This is a genomic window from Colwellia sp. 6_MG-2023 (assembly GCF_030547765.1).
GTDB lineage: Bacteria > Pseudomonadota > Gammaproteobacteria > Enterobacterales > Alteromonadaceae > Colwellia.
The window spans coordinates 1-20,795 of sequence record NZ_JAUOPP010000034.1 but is presented as its reverse complement, the minus strand read 5'-3'; the positions used below and the strand labels follow the sequence as shown (position 1 = coordinate 20,795).

General features: G+C 35.9%; 17 protein-coding genes. 4 read left to right on the top strand and 13 right to left on the bottom strand.

The genetic code is table 11. The annotated features are described in order from the left end of the window. Positions 1-25: 25 nt before the first annotated feature. Positions 26-1,159, bottom strand: coding sequence for a DUF3083 family protein (locus Q4503_RS17440; RefSeq protein ID WP_215973453.1), 1,134 nt, complete (start codon positions 1,157-1,159; stop codon positions 26-28). A 196-nt stretch (positions 1,160-1,355) separates the two neighbouring features. After that, on the bottom strand, positions 1,356-2,129 hold the full coding sequence (locus Q4503_RS17435; protein ID WP_215973454.1) for an ABC transporter substrate-binding protein: 774 nt from the start codon (positions 2,127-2,129) through the stop codon (positions 1,356-1,358). Between the two features lie 385 nt (positions 2,130-2,514). Between Q4503_RS17435 and Q4503_RS17430 the strand changes: the two genes are divergently transcribed. Both Q4503_RS17430 and Q4503_RS17425 read left to right on the top strand, forming a co-directional pair. Further along, entirely contained in the window at positions 2,515-4,494 is a 1,980-nt protein-coding gene (locus Q4503_RS17430) for a methyl-accepting chemotaxis protein (protein ID WP_215973455.1), read from the top strand. A gap of 80 nt (positions 4,495-4,574) precedes the next feature. Further along, a complete protein-coding gene (locus Q4503_RS17425) occupies positions 4,575-4,790 on the top strand; it encodes a DUF3820 family protein (protein ID WP_215973456.1) in 216 nt (71 codons plus the stop codon). On the opposite strand, the gene Q4503_RS17420 is transcribed toward Q4503_RS17425, so the two are convergent. Continuing rightward, complete coding sequence (locus Q4503_RS17420; RefSeq protein WP_303603040.1) at positions 4,791-6,074, bottom strand: multifunctional CCA addition/repair protein; 1,284 nt, start codon at positions 6,072-6,074, stop codon at positions 4,791-4,793. It lies immediately after the preceding gene. A gap of 232 nt (positions 6,075-6,306) precedes the next feature. Here Q4503_RS17420 and Q4503_RS17415 point away from each other — a divergent pair, with 232 nt between their 5' ends. After that, positions 6,307-8,016, top strand: a complete 1,710-nt coding sequence (locus Q4503_RS17415; protein ID WP_303603039.1) for an AAA family ATPase — start codon at positions 6,307-6,309, stop codon at positions 8,014-8,016. A 382-nt stretch (positions 8,017-8,398) separates the two neighbouring features. Here Q4503_RS17415 and leuD read toward each other — a convergent pair whose 3' ends face one another. The 10 genes from leuD to Q4503_RS17365 all read right to left on the bottom strand — a co-directional run bounded on the left by leuD (position 8,399) and on the right by Q4503_RS17365 (position 19,717). Then, positions 8,399-8,995 (bottom strand): 3-isopropylmalate dehydratase small subunit, encoded by a 597-nt coding sequence (leuD, locus tag Q4503_RS17410; RefSeq protein WP_215973458.1) that lies wholly within the window; start codon positions 8,993-8,995, stop codon positions 8,399-8,401. 29 nt (positions 8,996-9,024) lie between these two features. Beyond that, positions 9,025-10,440, bottom strand: coding sequence for a 3-isopropylmalate dehydratase large subunit (gene leuC / locus Q4503_RS17405; protein ID WP_215973459.1), 1,416 nt, complete (start codon positions 10,438-10,440; stop codon positions 9,025-9,027). A gap of 19 nt (positions 10,441-10,459) precedes the next feature. Further along, positions 10,460-11,557 (bottom strand): 3-isopropylmalate dehydrogenase, encoded by a 1,098-nt coding sequence (gene leuB / locus Q4503_RS17400; protein ID WP_215973460.1) that lies wholly within the window; start codon positions 11,555-11,557, stop codon positions 10,460-10,462. 154 nt (positions 11,558-11,711) lie between these two features. Beyond that, positions 11,712-13,328 carry a 2-isopropylmalate synthase gene (leuA, locus tag Q4503_RS17395; protein WP_303603038.1) on the bottom strand — a complete coding sequence of 539 codons (1,617 nt, stop codon included), beginning with the start codon at positions 13,326-13,328 and terminating at the stop codon, positions 11,712-11,714. Between the two features lie 544 nt (positions 13,329-13,872). Next, entirely contained in the window at positions 13,873-14,610 is a 738-nt protein-coding gene (kdsB, locus tag Q4503_RS17390) for a 3-deoxy-manno-octulosonate cytidylyltransferase (RefSeq protein ID WP_303603037.1), read from the bottom strand. Next, positions 14,607-15,272 carry an HAD family hydrolase gene (locus Q4503_RS17385; RefSeq protein ID WP_303603036.1) on the bottom strand — a complete coding sequence of 222 codons (666 nt, stop codon included), beginning with the start codon at positions 15,270-15,272 and terminating at the stop codon, positions 14,607-14,609. Before Q4503_RS17385 ends, kdsB begins: the two co-directional genes overlap by 4 nt. Then, on the bottom strand, positions 15,259-16,872 hold the full coding sequence (locus tag Q4503_RS17380) for an aldolase catalytic domain-containing protein (protein WP_303603035.1): 1,614 nt from the start codon (positions 16,870-16,872) through the stop codon (positions 15,259-15,261). The genes Q4503_RS17385 and Q4503_RS17380 overlap by 14 nt, the downstream gene beginning before the upstream one ends. 50 nt (positions 16,873-16,922) lie before the next feature. Then, on the bottom strand, positions 16,923-17,972 hold the full coding sequence (locus tag Q4503_RS17375; RefSeq protein ID WP_303603034.1) for a polysialyltransferase family glycosyltransferase: 1,050 nt from the start codon (positions 17,970-17,972) through the stop codon (positions 16,923-16,925). Positions 17,973-18,063: 91 nt separating this feature from the next. Further along, complete coding sequence (locus Q4503_RS17370) at positions 18,064-18,957, bottom strand: glycosyltransferase family 2 protein (RefSeq protein ID WP_303603033.1); 894 nt, start codon at positions 18,955-18,957, stop codon at positions 18,064-18,066. 145 nt (positions 18,958-19,102) lie between these two features. Beyond that, positions 19,103-19,717 (bottom strand): TIGR04211 family SH3 domain-containing protein, encoded by a 615-nt coding sequence (locus Q4503_RS17365; RefSeq protein WP_215973467.1) that lies wholly within the window; start codon positions 19,715-19,717, stop codon positions 19,103-19,105. Positions 19,718-19,865: 148 nt separating this feature from the next. Between Q4503_RS17365 and Q4503_RS17360 the strand changes: the two genes are divergently transcribed. Next, complete coding sequence (locus tag Q4503_RS17360; RefSeq protein ID WP_303603032.1) at positions 19,866-20,516, top strand: inorganic triphosphatase; 651 nt, start codon at positions 19,866-19,868, stop codon at positions 20,514-20,516. The last annotated feature ends 279 nt before the right edge of the window (positions 20,517-20,795 follow it).

Here is a 20,795-nt window from a genome sequence, read left to right as displayed (position 1 = left end):
GGTAAGGTTAAATTTTAGTGTAAAATTAAAAATTATAAGCGATATGTTGATGAAACCTGATAACAACTTCATCTTTATTTGGCTCCATCTTTAATCCTGTAGCCATCAGTTTTAACGCTTTTTCTATTTGATTTAAAAAGCGGGCAAAACCATGTTCAGTTTTGTTTTTATCTGTGGCAACAAAGATCAGTTGCACATTGTCAACCAGTTCACTCGCATCCCACTTACTTACTATTCCACAAGGATTTTGCTCAGGATTGTAACCTAACATCTGTAACTCCCCAATGCGAGAGACAATATCATGAATACTGTAACGTACAATAGGTACTAAGCCATTGGCAATTAAAGCGCCATTATTTAAATTAAATTGCATTGAAGCTTGTGTAAAGGTATCTGTTAAATAAGTATATAAAGGGTTGTATGGGTCACTTGATGTCGGATCAATGTCAACCATATTGAGTAATCTATTAGAAATTGGAATGTTAACAATAGCATATGTCATTGCTGAGTGATATTTAGGTAATTCAACATCTTGACCTGCATAACGCTGACTAATAGGGCGCAGTTTGTGTGCTCGTGTTGTTAATGAATTATCTATATTATTTGGCTTACTTTGTGCAAATAAGTCATAAGTTATATGTTGATGATCACGTAAGCGAATCTCACTTTCATCTAAAGAAATTTCGTTGGCATACGCGCGAACTAATTGAGATATTTTTGTATGGAAAAGTGCTGAATTCTCTCTAATTTTTGTACCTGAAGTGAGAAACAGTAATGATATTTTTTTAGCACGCTTATTCGCATCAAAAAAAGTTTTTTGTAAATGATGATTTTCAGGATTATAGTAAAATAGAATTTGTTGATTTGTTTGCCATTGATGCATTTCTTGGCCAAACCTAACGCGTGCTATTTTATCATTAGCAATAAATTGACAGTTTTCTACTTCAAACAAATCAGACAAATCAAATAATATTTTCGCTAATGCTTGGTAAAAGGAATAAAAGTTTTCTTGCTGAACACTAGCTTGATAAGGCGATTTTGAAAATTGTTGAATTAGTTCATCTGTGATTGTGAATTCAGCTAATATGTATTGGTTATCACGTGCATTATTAGGAATATAGCTTTTATGATCAGCATTTCGTTTTCTCATAATAGACATCGAATTTCCTTCTTTAACCTGCGCTCAAGTTATTTAGATAGTTAAGTTATTGCGCTAAGTGTAGATTTATTTAATGACATTTTTATGTCACCTAGATGGCAAATTGAAGACAATGTGAACATAACTATTTTGATAGAAGAGGGAGTAATGGTATAAACGATTAGGAGATTAGTTGAATTAATTTTATCTTTCGTACTTAATCCAGAGTATTAAACATAATTGGCGTCCATTTTTTTCTAATAGCAGGCAATATTCCTTCTTGCTCTAACTTTTGCATTATTTTTTTTAGCTCAGCTACAACATGTTGCTCTGTCGTTATACTACAGGCAAAATGAAAATCTAAAGTAAAATCTTGCACACTATAAACGCTTTTATATTTTGATGCGGCTTCCGTGCTTTTTACCCGATGTAAGATAAGATCATCATTAAGGACAACTAAATCAATATTACGGCTAGGCTTCTCAAGTAACTGTAATAAAGAATCATAGTTATCCATCACATACAGGTTTTTATTTTCAATAAAGCCTTTTGATAAAAGAAAGTGGTGCGTTACATCATCTCGTATCACGGCTGTTTTATATTTTTTGGCATCATTTAAGGTCGATATTTTGATCGTACTTGAGGCAAGTGAATACATCGACACTGTACTGCTAATTATTTGTCCTACCCAGTTAAATAAAAGCTCACGTTCAGGAATACGGCCTATTGAATAAATACAAGTATCCTCTTCATGCAGCGCTCTATTGTAAGAAAGCGACCAAGGATAAGCTTCAATATTGTAATCAAAGGATGAATTTTTTAATGTCGCTTCTACTATTTCTGTTGATATTCCGCTGATTTCGTTTTTATCAACTATTTGAAAAGGAGCTAAATGTTCAGTAAGAATAGTTAATTCTTTTGCTTGGATATTGGCACTAAAGATCATTACACATATAATCAGGTTATTAATCAAATCTCTATTGATGTGCATATTTGAACCCCTTTCTTTATATGATCTTTATATTATTTTGGTGATTTATAGTACACTTTTTTAGAAATACTTCTATTAGTATTATTTGGACGTTGCCAATTTAGTGAAAAACGATGCGTTTAACTAACGAACCAATTGTTGTCATGGTTAAAATAACATGTCTTTTGATAAGTATGCTGCTAGAAAGTTATTCGGTTAAACTTATCAGCATAAAATGTAAGTGAAGCTTAATATATTATTAACACCTATCAAGTCACAACAATTCATTTATAAGTGGTTTTTATATGTTAAAAATAATAACCTTTATATTATGACTTAAATGCTAATGTATAATGAAATCGCTAGGTTATAAATAGTTGTATTAACTAAAAGGAATAAGTTGTAGATGTTTTCATTTAAAAAATCTAATAAAATTATAGAACTACATAGTAATAATGTTTTTCTATTGAAAGAGAATCAATTAAACACGTTACCTGAATATATGGTTTCTGGCCAATTGTACCCTTTAGTTATTGCATATTTACCTCCAAACATCTCTAGCTCACAAAATATAGCATCACAAATACAAAATGTTCTTTCTAGGTATTCCAGTAATATTATTACGGTAATGACAGCGGGTTGTTTAAGTAATAAAAAGCAAGAAAAAGGTGTTTATCATACTGCGGAAGATCCAGATATCGTTTTTCATATTTTTAGTGATCAAATTATCGACGAAATTTCGGTTCAAACTATTGATATACCAGCACATACTGACCATAAAAGCCTTATACAACACACTAATACGATGACAAAGAGTATTAATGCAATGAAACCTAGTTTTCAAATAGAACACAGTAATACCTTTGCATTAACGTGGTTTGCAGGTTTAGCTGCAATGGAAAATCAATTTTTGGAAGCTTTATATTCATCCAGTAATCAGCTTGCATGTGACTTTATCGGTGGATCGAGCGGTGGCAAGTTAGATTTTAAAAGTGCCGCCATTGGCTACAATGGAAAAATGAGTGAAAAACAAGCTGTTATCGCTTTTGTTAAATTGAAACCACAATATCGCCATGCAATTTTTAAATCCCATAATTTTGATTTAACTGATGTTTCTTTTTCTGTTGCTGAATCAAACAATGCAACTCGTACACTAAGTACTGTTATTAATGAGCGAGGCGATATTGAAACTGTTGTTGAATTTCTCTGTCGAAGGTTAAATGTTTCACCAGCTAATTTAGAGCAACGTTTAGTTGAAAATGCTTTTGCCGTGCAAATGAATGATGAGTTAATTATTCGTTCTGTAAGTGGCATTGATTTAAGGTCAAACACGATTAGTTTTTTCTCAGATATGAGTTTTGGTGAAACGATACACTTAGTTAAAGTTAAAGACATTTCTCGCCATACAAACACTCAATTCAAACAATTACTTGATGAAATTGGTGGTAAAGCGGAAACGATGATCATCACAGACTGTATTCTTCGGAGAATACAAAACTCATCAGAACAATTAAATATGATTGATTATTCAGCTGTCAACAATGTTGCTGGTTACAGTAGTTTCGGAGAAACGTTAGGACAACACCAAAATAACACAGCAGTAATATTACTTATATATAAAAGCGATAAAGATGCGCCTTTACATGGTTCTATAAGCTCATTTCCACTTAGAATGGCAAATTATCGAGCATATTATCTTGAAACACAGTTACAACAAGAACGATTTTTTAATAGTATTCAGGCTGAGCTAATCGTTTCATTAGAAAAGTATCAACCTATCGTAGAATCATCAATGAATAGTCTTACTTCATTAGCTGAAAAATCACAACAGAGTCATGCAGAACAAGAGCGCATTGCTAAAGCACTTAATGAGCTTATTGAGGAAACGAATAGTCAGCAAGGAAAGCGTGATGAATTAGTTGCTAAAGTCGCAACATTAAATGCTTCAACCGTTGAAATTGTTAATGTGATTAGTGCCATTAGCGGTATTGCAGATCAAACAAATTTACTTGCGCTTAACGCGGCTATTGAAGCGGCTAGAGCTGGTGAGTCAGGTAGAGGTTTTTCTGTTGTTGCCGATGAGGTACGTAAACTTGCAACCCATACAACTACTAATGTAAAGCAGACCTCTGGAGCGGTAAAATCGGTAGAAGAAGCGGTTGATGCTATTTCAGAAAGTATTGATTTCTTTAATCATCAAACGAATATACAACAAGAAAAAACCAGCAATATGTCGGCTATTATGTCTCAACTTGTTTCTTCTTCAGAAAGCTCAATGCTTGAAGCGACTAAAGGGGTAAATTTAGTAGAAAATCAAAGTGTAGAAATGGATAGTATTCAAAGTAATACCGAAAAACTAAATATTTTAAGAGCATTAAAAGGCTAAATAAATTTCAGCAGTTATTTAGTTTATCTTATTAAAAACGTGCCCATTATTATTTTAAAAGACCAATTTAGCGAAAAACGATGAGTTTAACTAACGAACAAATTATTGCCACGGTGAATATGAAAATGCCTTTTGGTAAGTATGCCGGTAGAAAATTATTACATTTACCTGAACCCTACTTAGTTTGGTTTCACTCAAAAGGTTTTCCTGAAGGCAAAATTGGCGAACAATTAGCTTTTATTTATGAAATAAAGCTAAATGGCTTAGAAAGTATTTTCGAACCCATGATTGAGTAATTAATTTAGTGAATATTTATTTTTTACTGCTTTTATTGCGGTTAAGCGAGCGTTTGCCATTGCTTCTTTTATTGCAATCCCCTTTAATCCTTGCTCAACAAAGGTTTTCGCATTGACCTGTAGTGCCGATAACATAGTCTCTTTTAAATATTCTGCTTGCGGGTAGGAGCGATCTTCAAAGTTAAGGCGTCCTAAAAAGTCGCTTTTACAAGCAATTATAAAATCATCAAACTCTTTGGGTTTTCGCCAAACATCTAGTTGATCAAATATTTTTAATAAGGTGCTGGCTTTCAACTGAAAAGCTTTATGGCAATGCAAATGATGCTCACATACTTTCAAAGCTAGTTGTTTGTAATAGGTGGGGACTCTAAGTTTATTGGCGATATCTTCTACTAAAGGAAGTCCTGACTTTTCATGGCCTTTATGACTTGGCCACAGCTCGCTAACGGTGACCCCTTTACCTAAATCATGGCATAAAGCAGCAAAACGAATAGCCGTTTTATTCTCATTGTTTTTTGTTAGTAAAACCGCTTGCTGTAATACCATCATGGTATGAATACCACTGCAAATTTCAGGGTGCCATTTAGCAGGATTAGGTATTCCCCATAGTTTATCAAGATCAGGCCATAATACGCTGAGTGCTTTACAGTCACGTAAAACATTAAAAAATACTTCGGGGTGATCTTCGGCCAAGCTACGCTGCATCTCTTGCCAAACGCGTTCAGCAGGTAAGCTTGTTAGCTCACCACTTTCGCTGATTTTCTGCATCAAACGCATTGTTTCGTCTGCAACGGTAAAACCAAACTCATGATATCGAGCAGCAAAACGAGCGACACGAAGTACTCTTAAAGGATCTTCAATAAAGGCTTCGCTAACATGGCGTAATATTCTATTTTTCAGATCCTGTTGTCCGTTATAAGGGTCAACAATATCACCACAAGCATTTCTCGCCATGGCATTGACGGTTAAATCTCGGCGTAATAAATCTTGTTCTATTGTGACGTCAGGCTCAGCATAACAAGCAAAGCCGGTATAACCTTGCCCTTGTTTACGTTCGGTACGTGCCAGAGCGTATTCTTCTTTAGTTTTTGGGTGTAAAAATACCGGGAAGTCTTTACCCACTTGATGAAAACCAAGTGATAACATTTGTTCTACCGTAGCACCGACGACTAAATAGTCGTAATCTTTAATGGGCCTGTTTAACAATTGATCGCGAACTGCACCACCCACAAGATAAATATCAAGCTCTGGTATATTTGGAATAGTGTTGTTATGCGTGGTCAAAGAATACCTCCTATAGATGATAAATAAAGTTTACCATAATATTCGTAGACATCACCCCGTTAAAAGAGTAATTTTGCTAGTATATTAAGCTTTGTCATTATATTCGGGCTTTATCAGTAGATTCTGTTTTAGTAGTATAATAAGCTTTAGTAGTATACTTAACCTGAGCTTAGGTTATTAAACTTTCGCTATCACCTTTAATCATTACCTTCTTAAGTAGCAGCAACGTTTTATGTACAGAAACTTCTTTTCATTAAGTGAATTACCTTTTTCTATTGCACCAAACCCTAAATACTTATTTATGAGTGATAGGCATCGTGAGGCGCTGACACATTTAAGTCATGGTTTAGGTGGCGTAGGAGCAAGCGATAACGGCGGTTTTGTGTTACTTACAGGAGAGGTTGGTACTGGAAAAACTACAGTAAGTCGTTGTTTGATGGATGATTTACCTAAAGATACGCAGTTAGCTTTTATTTTAAATCCGACCTTATCAAGCCAAGAACTATTAGCAACGATTTGTGACCAGCTGAAAATTCGTTACCGTAAAACGGGCGCTACTTTAAAAACGTTAACAGATAAAATTTCTGAAAAGTTAGTAAAAAACCACGATGCTAATATTAATACTATATTGATTATTGATGAAGCTCAGCATCTTGAGGCGCAAGTATTAGAACAACTTCGTCTGTTAACCAACTTAGAAACAAATACTAAAAAGTTATTACAGGTTATCTTAATTGGTCAGCCTGAATTACAGCAGTTATTAAAGCGCCGAGACTTACGTCAATTAGCGCAGCGTATTACCGCTAGATATCATTTATTACCCCTAAACACTCAAGAATTAGCGGCTTATATTAAGCATAGATTATCGGTAGCTGATTGTCATAGAGCACTTTTTGATAAAGGAGCTATTGCGACAATTCATAAATTATCTCAAGGAATACCAAGACTTATTAACTTGCTTTGCCATAGTTCATTAATGGAAGCTTATAACAGTAATAATGCTGTTGTTAATAAAAAAATTGTTTTAAAAGCGGCTAGTCATGCACTAGGTGATGACTTTGAACAAACACCGTGGTGGCAGAATAAAAACATTCAAATAGCATCAGCGGCTAGTGCATTAATTTTAGTATTAGTTGCTGGCTTTTGGTTAGGGCAATCACAAAATACTATCACTACATCGACTGATGTACCGGTATTACTTCAAGAAGAGTCTTCACAACAATTAAGTAATAACGCTTTACCTAAAGTAGTGGAGTCTTTGGAAGAAGCCGTAGAAGGGACAACCAAAACTGTCACTGAAAAGGCCGAGCCAGCTCAAGATAGTGAAGTTGAACAGATTATTGTTAGTGGCGATGTTCCTAGAAAAGCGTCCACACAAAAAACAGTACAACAAAATCAAGTTGAGCACGTTATAGAGCCACAAAAAACAACAGAAAAAGAAGTGGTTATTACAACAAAAACAGCTAGTCAGCCAATTAATGAGCCAGTTGCAAAAAGCGCTCTAAAACCTGCATCAAAGCCACCAGCATTAAAGCCTACAACAAAAGCTGAAGCAGAAGAAAATAACTATCAAATAGAAGCGGTTGATGGTGTGTCAGATGATCTATTAGCTCGTTTTCAAGCGGCGATAGAGGAAACGGAAAGTAATACTGATGAAGACCCAGCAACTGCATTAGCGAAAAAGCAAGAGCAACCTACTAACAGTGAAATAAAGTCATTAACAGAAATGCCTGCATGGGTACAAGAAGGCGTGCCAAGCTTACGTTTTGAACAACATATTTATGCGTCTGATGGGGAAGGTTGGGTTAACGTTAATGGTCGAGATCGCTATGAAGGTGACAACATTGCTAATGGCGTTATTATTGATAAAATTTTACCTCAACAAGTTATTCTAACTTATCGTGGTGAAAAGTTTAGTTTACCCGCGCTGACTAATTGGTAAAATTAAGTTTTATCCATCGTTATTAAGATCCTCAATCAAGTTCAGGATAACGACTTTGAAGCTCAATATGACAAATAATGCGTCATTCCGTAAATGGCTTAATACGGAATCCTATGAAGTTTATTTACCGTTATTGAAAAGAAAGTTGTCGATGCTAATTATACCAATCTCACTAACTATGTGATCATTTTTACTTGCTAAAATCACCAACTACATCGTTATTTATTTAATAATTAGCACAACTAGTTATTGAAATAAATGCCTTGTATTTGGCAATTTTTTCTACGTATAAATTTGTTCACTTAATTAATGAAACTGGTATTAGTTATTGATGTAGGCAGTAACTAAGCAGCATCTAAATTACTGCCTACTAATTTGAAGCTTACTGCCAAGCTGGCATTTTATCTTCGAATGCTTTAATTGCGTCTAATTTATTTAATGTCCAACCAACGCTATCAACACCATTTTCTAAACTGTATTGTTGAAATTCACTTAAGCTGAATTTAAAGACTAAATCACCGCAAGTAACCGTGTTGTTCGGTAAGTCTACTGTAATCGTTAATACTGACTCTGTAGATAGCTTAAATAGCTGCTCCACCTCTTCTTCTGTTAGTTGTATCGGTAAAATACCAATATTAATACAATTACCATAAAAAATATCAGCAAAACTTGATGAAATAAGCACTTTAAATCCAAACTCTTGTAGAGCCCAAGGCGCGTGTTCACGACTTGAACCACAACCAAAGTTTTCACCGGCTAATAAAATGCTAGCACCTTTATATTCTGGTTTGTTAATTACAAAGTCAGGATTCTCTTGTGTACCAGCATGATCAAGATAGCGGCTATCGTGAAATAAGTGCACACCAAAACCGATACGTTCAGTTTTTTGTAAAAATTGCTTTGGTATAATTTGGTCTGTATCTACATTGGCAACATCTAGTGGTGCAACCAAGCCTGTGTGTGTGTTAAATTTTTCCATTTTCTAATCCTCAATAAGCTTGTTGGCAGTTACGCATTTAAATCAACAAAGTGACCAGTGATGGCTGCAGCAGCTGCCATTTCAGGGCTCACTAAGTGAGTACGGCTACCACGGCCTTGACGACCTTCAAAATTACGGTTACTTGTTGACGCACAACGATCACCCGCTTCTAATACATCGTCATTCATGCCTAAACACATTGAACAACCAGGTAAACGCCACTCAAAACCAGCGTCGATAAATATTTTGTCTAAACCTTCTTGCTCAGCAAGCTCTTTTACGCGGTATGAGCCAGGCACAATAATCGCATCAACACTATCAACCACTTGTTGTCCTTCATAGCGCTGTACAATGTCTGCTGCTGCACGTAAATCTTCAATACGTGAATTCGTACAAGAGCCAATAAATACTTTATTTACTTGAATATCTACCATCTTAGTGCCAGCAGTTAAGTTCATGTACTTAAGGGCATTGATGCAAGACTCTTTTTCAACAGGATCACTGAAATCATCAGGTGAAGGCACTGCACCATCAACACTAACCACTTGTCCTGGGTTTGTGCCCCAAGTTACTTGTGCTTTAATATCTTTTGCATCTAATGTTACTACCGCGTCAAACTCAGCACCTTCATCAGACTTCAAATTGGTCCAATCAATAACCGCTTGCTCAAATACTTCACCTTTAGGGGCGTATTCCTTACCCTTCACATAATCAAATGTTGTTTGATCGGGAGCAATTAAACCTGCTTTTGCGCCAAATTCTATACTCATGTTACACACTGTCATACGCTCTTCCATACTAAGCGCTTCAATTGCTTCACCACAGTATTCAACAACATAACCAGTTGCTCCAGCACTACCTGTTTTACCAATAATGGCTAAGATAATATCTTTTGCACTGATACCAGCACCAACATTACCTTTAACTTCAACTTTCATGGTTTTTGCTTTATTTTGACGCAATGTTTGAGTCGCAAAAACGTGCTCTACTTCAGAAGTACCAATACCAAAAGCAAGTGCACCAAAAGCACCATGTGTTGCCGTATGAGAGTCACCACAAACAATGATAGTACCAGGTAAGGTTAATCCTAATTCCGGTCCCATAACATGGGCGATACCTTGATTTTTATGGCCCATACCGAACAATTCAATACCAAATTCTTTACAGTTTTTTTCTAATGCACGTAATTGATTCGCCGCGCCTTCACCCGCCGCATCAATTTTAATAGAACGTGTTGAAATATTGTGATCCATGGTCGCAATAGTACGTTCAGGATGACGTACTGGGCGGTTATGAAAACGCAAGTTTGCAAAGGCTTGTGGAGACGTTACTTCATGAATTAAATGACGATCAACATAAAGTAATGGTGTCTCACCCTTAGTTTCTTGAACTAAGTGGCTTTGCCATAATTTTTCATACATAGTTTTCGGGGTAGACGTAGTCATTTTAAGCGCTCTCTTCTTCTTAAATAGATTTTTGGGCAATAATTTGTTGGCAAATATAATCACCCACTTCACTGGTCGATTTTGCTTTTTCTCGTTTCTCTGCAGGTAATAAGTCGGCAGTAAGTATGCCGTTATCTAACGCACTGCCTACAGCATCTTCAATGGCTTTTGCTGCTTTTTCTTCATTTAAGCTATAACGTAGCATTAAGGCTGCTGATAAAATTTGTGCAATAGGGTTAGCGATACCCATACCTGCAATATCGGGTGCGCTGCCGCCAGCTGGCTCATACATACCAAAGCTTTTTTCATTTAAGCTTGCAGAAGGTAATAAGCCCATAGAGCCAGTAATCATCGCGCATATATCAGATAAAATATCACCAAATAAATTAGGACACAGCATTACGTCAAATTGGTTTGGATCACGTACTAACTGCATTGCGGCGTTATCGACATAAAGATGCTCTAATTCAACTTCTGGGTATTCTACAGCAACTTCTTCAACGACTTGACGCCATAATTGGCTCGTGGCAAGTACATTGGCTTTATCTACTGACGTTACTTTATTATTGCGTTTTTTTGCAGCCTGAAAAGCAAGGTGAGCAATACGTTTTATTTCACGACGTGAATAAAACATCGAATCAAAACCTGTTTCATCTTCTCCTTCACCTTTGCGTCCTTTTGGCTCACCAAAATAAATATCACCCGTTAATTCACGAATAATTAATACATCAAAACCTTGAGAAGAAATATCGCTACGTAAAGTAGATAGTGCAGATAAAGCTGGCTGTAAAGTTGCTGGGCGCATATTACAAAATAAATCGAAATGACCACGAAGCCCTAATAGAGCACAACGCTCTGGTTGCTCAGTTGGCGGCAAGTTTGCCCATTTAGGGCCACCAACACTACCAAACAATATAGCATCGCTAGCTTCACAACCTTTCATTGTTGAATCGGGGAGGGCATTACCGTGATTATCAATGGCTGCGCCGCCAATATCATAATCTTTAGTATTTATTTCTAAATCAAATTTCTTTGCGATGGTCGTTAATACTTTCTTAGCTTCAACCATGACTTCTGGGCCGATACCGTCACCGGCTAAAATTGCTATATTAGACATTTGTATTTCTCTTTAAATTTTTGAATTACGGTTTAAAATTGCGCTTAGATGATGCATATTTAATAAAAACAGCTTAAATAGTAAATGTATTCTGAAGTTTTATGCATCTGGCAGACGCTAAATTACTTAAACGCCTGCGACAGTGTTTTTGTGTTTACTTTTTAGCTGACTTTAAATCAGCAATTGTTATAGCACGGTGAATACTATTTAGTGCATGAATCAATGCTTGGCCTGAGGCTTCAATAACATCAGTTTCTAAACCATAGCCATGAAAGTTTCGCCCTTGCCAAGTAATTACTAAATCTGCTTGTCCTAAGCCATCTTCACCTGAGCCTTTATTTGAAATTGTGTAATCACTCACTTCAAATTCAATATCAACACTTTGTTTAATTGCTTGATAAAGCGCATCTACCGGCCCGTTACCAGTCGCGGCGTGTACTTTACTGTTATTTGCTTCACCTTCAACAGACGCTTCACCAGAGATTAATTTAATGCTGGCGGTCGCAAAATCACCATCGCCACATTGTACATTGATGCGTTCTAGTCTGAAAAAATCTTTCAAATCTTTTTGTTGTAATTTAAATACTAACGCTTCTAAGTCGTCATCGAAAACTTGACCTTTTTTATCCGCTAACGCTAAGAAATCAGCATAAAGCTCTTCAATTTCATAGTCAGACTCTTGATAGCCTAAACTTTCCATACGGTGCTTAATAACATGACGACCACTACGAGAGGTTAAGTTTAATTTTGTTTTTGCAATACCGACACTTTCAGGCGTCATTATTTCATAGGTATTGCTGGCTTTTAACATACCATCTTGGTGAATACCTGACGAATGACTGAAGGCGTTGCCGCCAACAATTGCTTTGTTTAATTGCACCGGCATATTACAAACAGTGCTTACTAATTTTGAAGTACGAGCAATTTCTTGATGGTTAATATTAGTATGTACGCCTAACAAGGCTTGGCGTGTTTGCATGATCATCGCCACTTCTTCTAAAGAACAGTTACCTGCACGTTCCCCAATACCATTGATAGTACATTCAATTTGACGAGCTCCTGCTTGTACTGCTGCCATTGAATTAGCCACCGCTAAACCTAAATCGTTATGGCAATGCACTGAAATAATTGCTTTATCAATATTTGGTACGCGGTTAAATAGGTTGGTAATAATCCCTTGAAACTCAAAAGGTAGCGTATAGCCGACAGTATCAGGAATATTAACGGTTGTTGCACCTGCGTTAATAGCCGCTTCAACCATACGGCATAAATTATCAATAGGTGTACGGCCAGCATCTTCACAAGAAAATTCAACATCATCAGTAAATTTACGTGCATATTTCACTGCATGTACTGCCATCGCTTGAACGTCAGCAAACTCTTTCTTCAACTTTTGTTGTACATGAACATCTGATGTAGAAATAAAGGTATGGATACGAAATTGATCAGCCACTTTTAATGATTGCGCACAAGCATCAATATCGGCTTCTACTGCACGGGCTAATCCACAAACACGAGCATTTTTTATGGTACGTGCTATTTGTTGAACTGATTCAAAGTCGCCAGGAGAAGAAACAGGAAAACCTACTTCCATAATATCTACGCCTAAACGTTCAAGCGATAATGCAATTTGTAATTTTTCATGCACAGACAAACTGGCATTTAGTGCTTGTTCACCATCACGTAACGTGGTGTCAAAAATAATCACATTATCTGTTGAGGACGAATTATTTGTAGCTGAACCTGGTGAGGTTGATGTGATATTGCTCATGTTTGTATCCTTGTATGCCTAATATTGTTACTAATACTGTTTGCTAATATTATTAAAAAACTAACCAACGCATAGACGTAAAAAAACCCGCGTTAGTTAGCGCGGGTTTTAATTATTTATTATCTGTTTTTATTTTTAGAGTAACCTCTTATTGAGTAATCTCTGAAAATGTTAATTAATAAGCAATAAAACCTAGCCGCGCACTTTGAGTGCGAGGAGGAGGAGATTAATTCTATTGTGCTTAATTAATTTAATCATTTCTTTTTTGTTATTAGCATTCATTATTGGTATTTGTTTAAAAATGTAAAAAAAGCTAATAAGTATTCTCTTTTAAGTAAAAACTATTCAATATGCTATTAATAACGCATTTACCTAATTAGTGTCAATGATTTAATTGTATAGCGCTATAACAAAGCGCTATAACAAAGCGCTATAACAAAGGATATAAGTGAGCTTTAATCACACTTTAGTACAGATGAATTTACTGTATTATTGGCTTGTTTATGATTAGCACTATAAAACGAGTTTGCTTAAATTTATGCAGTTAGCCCAAGCGTTGTAAGGCTTGAACAACACGTTCAACATCTTCAGGAACATCAATAGCCATAGAGCCACTATCAACTTTTATCATTTGTACGCTGTAGTTAGATTCTAGAAACCTTAATATTTCAATATCTTCAACTAACTCTAATGGTGTTTTTTTCTGATTGGCTAAAAAGAATTTAAGATGCGCCTTAGAGAAAGCGTAAATACACACTTGTTTATGCGCAAATTTGAATTCACCATTTTTTGTTAATGGAATACCTGCACGGCTCATATACAAAAGTTTGCCTGATTGATCGCAAACTACTTTAGGCACAGTGGTAGAATTAAATTCACGTTCATCAGTAATTTCGCACATAGCATTAACAACAGCACCATCACCGGCTAAATAGGCACTAACTACGGTATTAATATCGTCAGGACTTATTAACGGCTCATCTCCTTGTACATTGATAATAAAATCACAATCAAGGGTTTGGTTTGCTTCGGCAAGTCTGTCCGTGCCGGTTAAACAGTCACTGCTTGTTCTTATTACCGCGCCACCAAAGCGTGTTACTACTTGCTCAATATCATCACTATCGGTTGCAACATAGACTTTTTCGGTGCCTACTGCTTCACAACAACGCTCCCAAACATGCTGAATCATAGGTTTTCCACAAAGATCGATTAATGGTTTTCCTGGAAAGCGAGAAGATTGAAATCTTGCTGGAATAACAACGGCAAAGTTTTGTGTATTCATAGTTCTTTTAAAACCTCTTCAAAGGAGTTAATTATTCGATAATTATATTTTAAGCATAAAGCGCGCATTTTCTCTTCAACGTTTGATAATGGGCTGTAAAATATAAAATCGATATTATTATCTTTTGCTGCTTCAAGATCAGATACTGCATCGCCTATCATTACTGCTGTTGATGTTGGGTGATTAGCTAAAATCTGAGTAACGTGATTAACCTTTTTTTCAGGCGAACCGAGTATTTCTATAAAATGATGATCTAATGCCCGTTGTTGAAAAACATCTCTTAGCTCTTGTTGCTCTGAGCCACTTGCGACATATTTTATTGCGCTGCTTTTAACAAATATGTCATTGATGAATGGGGTACTGTCAGCCAGCAAATATAAGCTTTTACACTTTCTTGAATAAGAGGCTAATAAATCAGCTTTAAATTGCTCAGCCATTGAAGCACTGATATTGAGTAGTTCTTTAACAAAATAATCAACATGATAGAACCTAGACTTACCAAAATTTTCGGCAAAAAATAGCGCGCAGCGGTTTACTTCATCTGTAGTGATATCAAATTCAGTTAATGCACTTCTCATTGCATCAATTTTTAAAGTATTCGAATCAAGTATTACCCCATCACAATCAAAGATAAGTAGATCGTAATCACTAAACAGGCGCATAAATTGATCCTTGAGCAACAGGGTAAGTTGTTGGGGTTAGTGCTAATAAATGATGACTAATTTGGAAGTTTTGCATTAAATTGAGCGTTTCAAGCATTTCTAATTGACGTGTATCATTACTATCATAACCATTAAAACCAACGAGTGTTACGTTATTAGCTTTCATGTTTTCAGCAACCGAGAAGGCATAAGCAACGGTTATATCAAAAGGAATCACACAGCTTGTTTCTTCTGTATAAAACTCACCTGTTTGTACTGCTAGGCCATAATCCATTAATGGGCAACTTGGTGAAAACAGTGCTAGCTCTTCATTACTAAATCTATGTTTTGGTAAAATTACTGGCTTTACTAGCGTATTATAGCTTGCTGACTCAGAAAGAAATTTGTTGTTGTGAGACAAACAATAATAATCAACAACATCACTTAATTCAGTAATGACGTTAATCGCGATTACAATAGGATTTTTCTTCTGAATATAAGCAATGACATCAGGTAAATATTTATGTAAACCAGGGCCATTGGCAATAATTAATACTTCTCTGTTGGCCGCTATATTACATAAAACGGATGTACCACTGACTGGCTTTTTCTCGCCAGAGAAAGATAGAGCAGAGCGATAGACATCACTCACATAAGAAGATTTATTTTCTTGTTGGCTTAAATACTCAATCGCGCCAATAACTTCATCAGTACCAAAGTGGCTATCAGACAATAGGTTTTGAATATAAGTTGGGTGTAAGTTATTTTGAGCACCTAAAAAGTACAATAAATTACTGCCCCAGCCACATTTTTTTTGCATTTTTTCAAAATGACGAATGGCTAACTCATAAACGGGGGCAGCAACATAATTATTTTCTTCTTGAGAAACGACCGCTAATAAGTTTTCTGTTTGTGCATTACCAGCACCACGACCCATACCGGTAATGGTACTGTCTAACCACTTAACACCAACACTACGTGCAGTTAAGCAGTTATCAAGCGCTTTTGCCATATTATTGTGTGTATGAATACCTAGCTCACCTTGCCAATGTTCTCTTAAGGCTGATACGATACGTTTAACTTCGTTGCCATCCATATTACCTAGTGAGTCGGCAAAATATAAAACATCTAAACCCGCCCAGCTTTGTGCTATTTTTGCTTTTTCAGCGATCAATGAAGAAGGCTTACCACCCGCTTGCATTAAGTTATAGCCAACAATATAGCCTTTATCTTTAAGCGCTTTAACAATAGGCTCTGAGTGTTCTACTTCATGAAAATGTGCAGCAATACGAACTAAGTCCACTTTACTTTTAGCACGATTAACAAATAAGGCATCAACAGCATCTTCAACTGATAGGTTAGCATTTAAAATAGTTTTAGCGTCTATCATTACGCCATAAGTTGGGCCTTCAGGTAAATCTAAACGATTAAGGAAATCCTCAGAGGTATAAGCAAAAGCGCCAAGGAAACCCGGTTGGGCAAAGTTTCTTAAACCTAACTCAACATAATCGATTTTGGCTGCGACCATCGCAAGAATATAAGCTTGTACAACATCAGGTGAAAAATCCCAATGATTATAGTATCCGCCATCACGTAAGGTACAATCTAAAATTTTAAACATTTACTAATTCCTTTGGAATTTTTAGTGAAAACTTCTTTAACAAAAAAGCGTTAAACAGGCTCAAGCGACAGAAACGTTATTCCTAAGCTATGGAATAAATTTTTCAACTGTTTTGACATGTCACTATTCACTTCAAACGCTTGCACCGTTACTCTGGGCTTAAGCCACTTTGCGGTTAACAGTGCTGTTGATACATCACCAATAATCGATGTGTCGTTAGACAGCTTAGGTAAAAGAAGTTCCATTCCTAAGGTATTTGGTAGCGCAATGCTCTCTGGAAACATCTGTGTTAATAATGCCATATCTTTACTTTTAGGATGTGCTTTTATAGCAATATTCTGAGGCTGAAAATGTTTAAGAATAGTGTTTTTGATTTGCTGTAAAAATTGCGGGTTTTTTAAATAAAAAGATTCGTTGGGTAAACATAAAACCGCTTTTACATCACTAAAGTTTATCGTATTTAAGGCGTCGTATTTTTGAATTAAAAAGGCATTAACATCAAGGAAAGCCTGACTTGAAAAAACCTCTTGATCAAGCGCTATCAACTCTTTTGTTTTTAATAACGGGTGAGCTTCTTCAGGTACGGCTAAATAAGCTTTTGAAATCCAACTTGAGCTCCCTGTGGTTAAGGGATTCTTCCACCATAAACCATAAACGAGTTTTTTTAGTGTTGGATCTATATATTTATGCACTATGCTATTGATAGATTTATGCCCAAGGTAGCTTACCGTACCATCATCAATATAAATGCCTTCCACCTCAGCATTTACCTTGCTTGCTTGATGCATAGCAAATTGAAACTCCATTCTTCTATCGCTACCCGTAAATATCCGATCAGGTATTGTTGACGAGATTAACGCTTTTAACTGAGCAAAGCGTACTTTTCTTTTAGAAAACTTAGCTTGTTCATCGTCAACAGATAGTTCATAGGTTTGTTGGAAAATGTCAGTGCAATGTCGAGTCGCTTTTGAATACTGCTGTGCGGTTTCTTCATTTTTACTAATGAAGATAGCAATATTGTTATCACCTTGATGCGAAATCGCTAAATTAGTCGCAATGAAAAAATGTAAAGGTGATGATATAAAAAAATAATTAGTCATAACGATTATTGAAACTCTCAATTGCTCTTTGTCTAAACTTATCTATCTCTAGGCTTATCTATATGTCTATCGTAAGCAAAGTTACGTAGGTTTACTCTTGTATACGTCTAATTTTACTTCTCAGTTTTGAGCGAAAAGTATTTTCTTTGTATCTACCTTTATAAACATGTCTTATTTGATAAACGCCATCTACCTCAAGCGGAACACCTTCTGAGCCAAGTAACCAGCGAAACTCTCTATCTTCATAACATTTACACCAATGCTCAGAAAGGGTTTGATAAATTGATAAACCGTCACAATAACCAATAGCACGCGCTACATCGCCATGTACTATTTGGAAAGCGCCTTTTGCTTTATCACGTGAGTGTAAGCTAAAACCTGCGGTATCAATATTTACTAGCTGCGGCTCACTGTCTTTGCGTAACATAGGATCATCCTGTGCAAGCATTTCAGTAGTACATTCTTGTCTTGGGTAGTACAAGGCTTCTTGCTTACCTTGTAGTTGTTCAGCTAACGAATCTAAACAATTTTCATGAAAAATAATATCGCAGTCAGTGAACCATAACCAATCAGCATCAGTCGAGCGCGCGACCATGTTTCGACCGATGGCACGTCTAAACAACTTCTCTTTGGGTAGCGCTTGAAAATTCCATGTGACGTTTTCCACCTTTTTTTGGCTAAAAAAGTCTAACACCGCTTGGCATTTAGTATCTTCTTTAGCATAAAAAACTGTTACGGTTAGCGCACATTTTTTGGGCGGATAGTTAATAAAAGAACTTAGCTGATAAGCAAGCATATTAGAATAGCCCCAACAATGGCTCACTATTTCTAATTTGAAAAAACCATCAACGGCGTTACGCTCATTGACTTTAGGTAAAGCCGAGCGAAACCAAGAAGCGGGTAATATATGCTTCAGTATTAAGCGGAAAAAATGTATGGCATAAGTGTTATACCAGTTCGGTGCGAAAGTCTTGGTTGTTTTCATTAACGAGTTCGATTCTTAATAGGTGATCATTATCCAGTAACAGAGCAGTCTCTGTTATCAGTAATATTATGAGTAATGGTTACTTTTATACAGATCTAGCCTTTATCGCATAAATTTTAGCGGCTAGATCTATATAAATAAGGTGTTAACCCCAGTTATCCATTGAAGCTCTGCGACGCGTAAATAGTTTAGGTAAAATAAGTCCTAAAATTAAGCCTAAGCCTAAAACAATAGCCCCATTAAAAAACCATTCTTTTTTAATGGCTGTGTCTTGACCTTTTAATTTATTTTGCGTTTGTTCTAGTGCTTGCTTTACCTGCTTAAGCTCTGTTTGTAACTGGTTTTTCTCTTCGTTAATTAAATTAATATTACTCTTTAATTCATTAACTTCACCGTCAAGTTGAGCAGTATAGTCATTACCATTTGCTAGCTTTTCTTTTATATCTGCAACAACAAAGCTTAACCCAGGTTGGCGAGTAATATACTTAGTTTCAACCCAAGTCACTCTATCTTTGTTATCAATTATTTCACTATAATCGTTCGAAGTATTACCGGTTGTTTTTAGTTCAGCCCCTGCATTTATTGAACCTAAAATACGATAATTAGTACCAGGGCCTGCATGCATAAAAATGCTTAAGTCATCAATAATATAACCTTGCTGATTTTCTGCATGAGCAGAGAAAGCAGCAAAAAAAAGCACGATAAAACCAAGGGTGTTGTGCTTAATTAGTTTTTTTAAATGTAATATAGGAGAATTCATGGATCAGCCAATTAGTAAAAGTAAATCATTGAAAAGGAGATATTATGTGTTTGGCGTATTTATATCAAGTTAAGATTAAGAATCCTTTGGCCTCTTGATAAACAAAGTGTACTCTATAATGGAATGGGCAAAATAAAAGTTTGAGAAAATGACAACAGAAATAGAATTAAAATATCAACTATCAAGTAAGTATAACGATAATAGCGAAATTGTTACTGCTATAACCACTATGCTAAATACTAAAAACATTACTTTTGAAAAAAATCAAAACCAACTTATCAATGACTACTTTGATAATGATAATTTAGACTTGAGAAAAATGGACTTTGGTTTGAGAATTCGAACTAGAGGCGACAAACATGAACAAACTATTAAAACGGCAGGCATAGTTAAAGATGGCCTGCATCAACGACCAGAGTATAACGTTGATATAGAAAGTAGAATAGTAAATTTAGCATTGTTTCCATCTCATATTTGGCCTGAAAATGTCGATGTAATGGCATTACAACAGAGTTTACAGGTTTTATTTTCTACTAATTTCTCACGACACACTTGGCTTATTTATCAAGGTGATAATATTATTGAATTAGCGTTAGACAGTGGCGATATTTCTACCACGCCGGCACAGCCAAGTGTCGTAATTAACGAGATTGAAATTGAATTAGTGAAAGGTGATAAAGAAGCGTTATTTACCTTAGCAAAACAATTGTTAAATATTGTGTCAATGCACCCTTCTGATGAAAGCAAGGCTGCACGTGGTTACGCTTTATACTATGATAAAATAAAGAAACCTAAGTAATATTAGGTTTTACCTTCATAAACACTATCTCTATCAAAAATAATTGATGTCAGTCAAAGCATAGATTGTCCTTCTGAATACCGGTCATGACCCCGAGTGTCGTCTGCTCTTATTATTAGGCGAATAAATTCGCCCCTACGGTGATGTTGAGCACCTTCGCCCCTACGGTGATGTCGAACACCTTCGTCTAACAATGTTTTTGTTAACCTCAGATCGGGTTAAGCCCTAACCATAGCATTCTTCTCTACGTCATTAATATTAAGGGTTGGCTTATTTTCT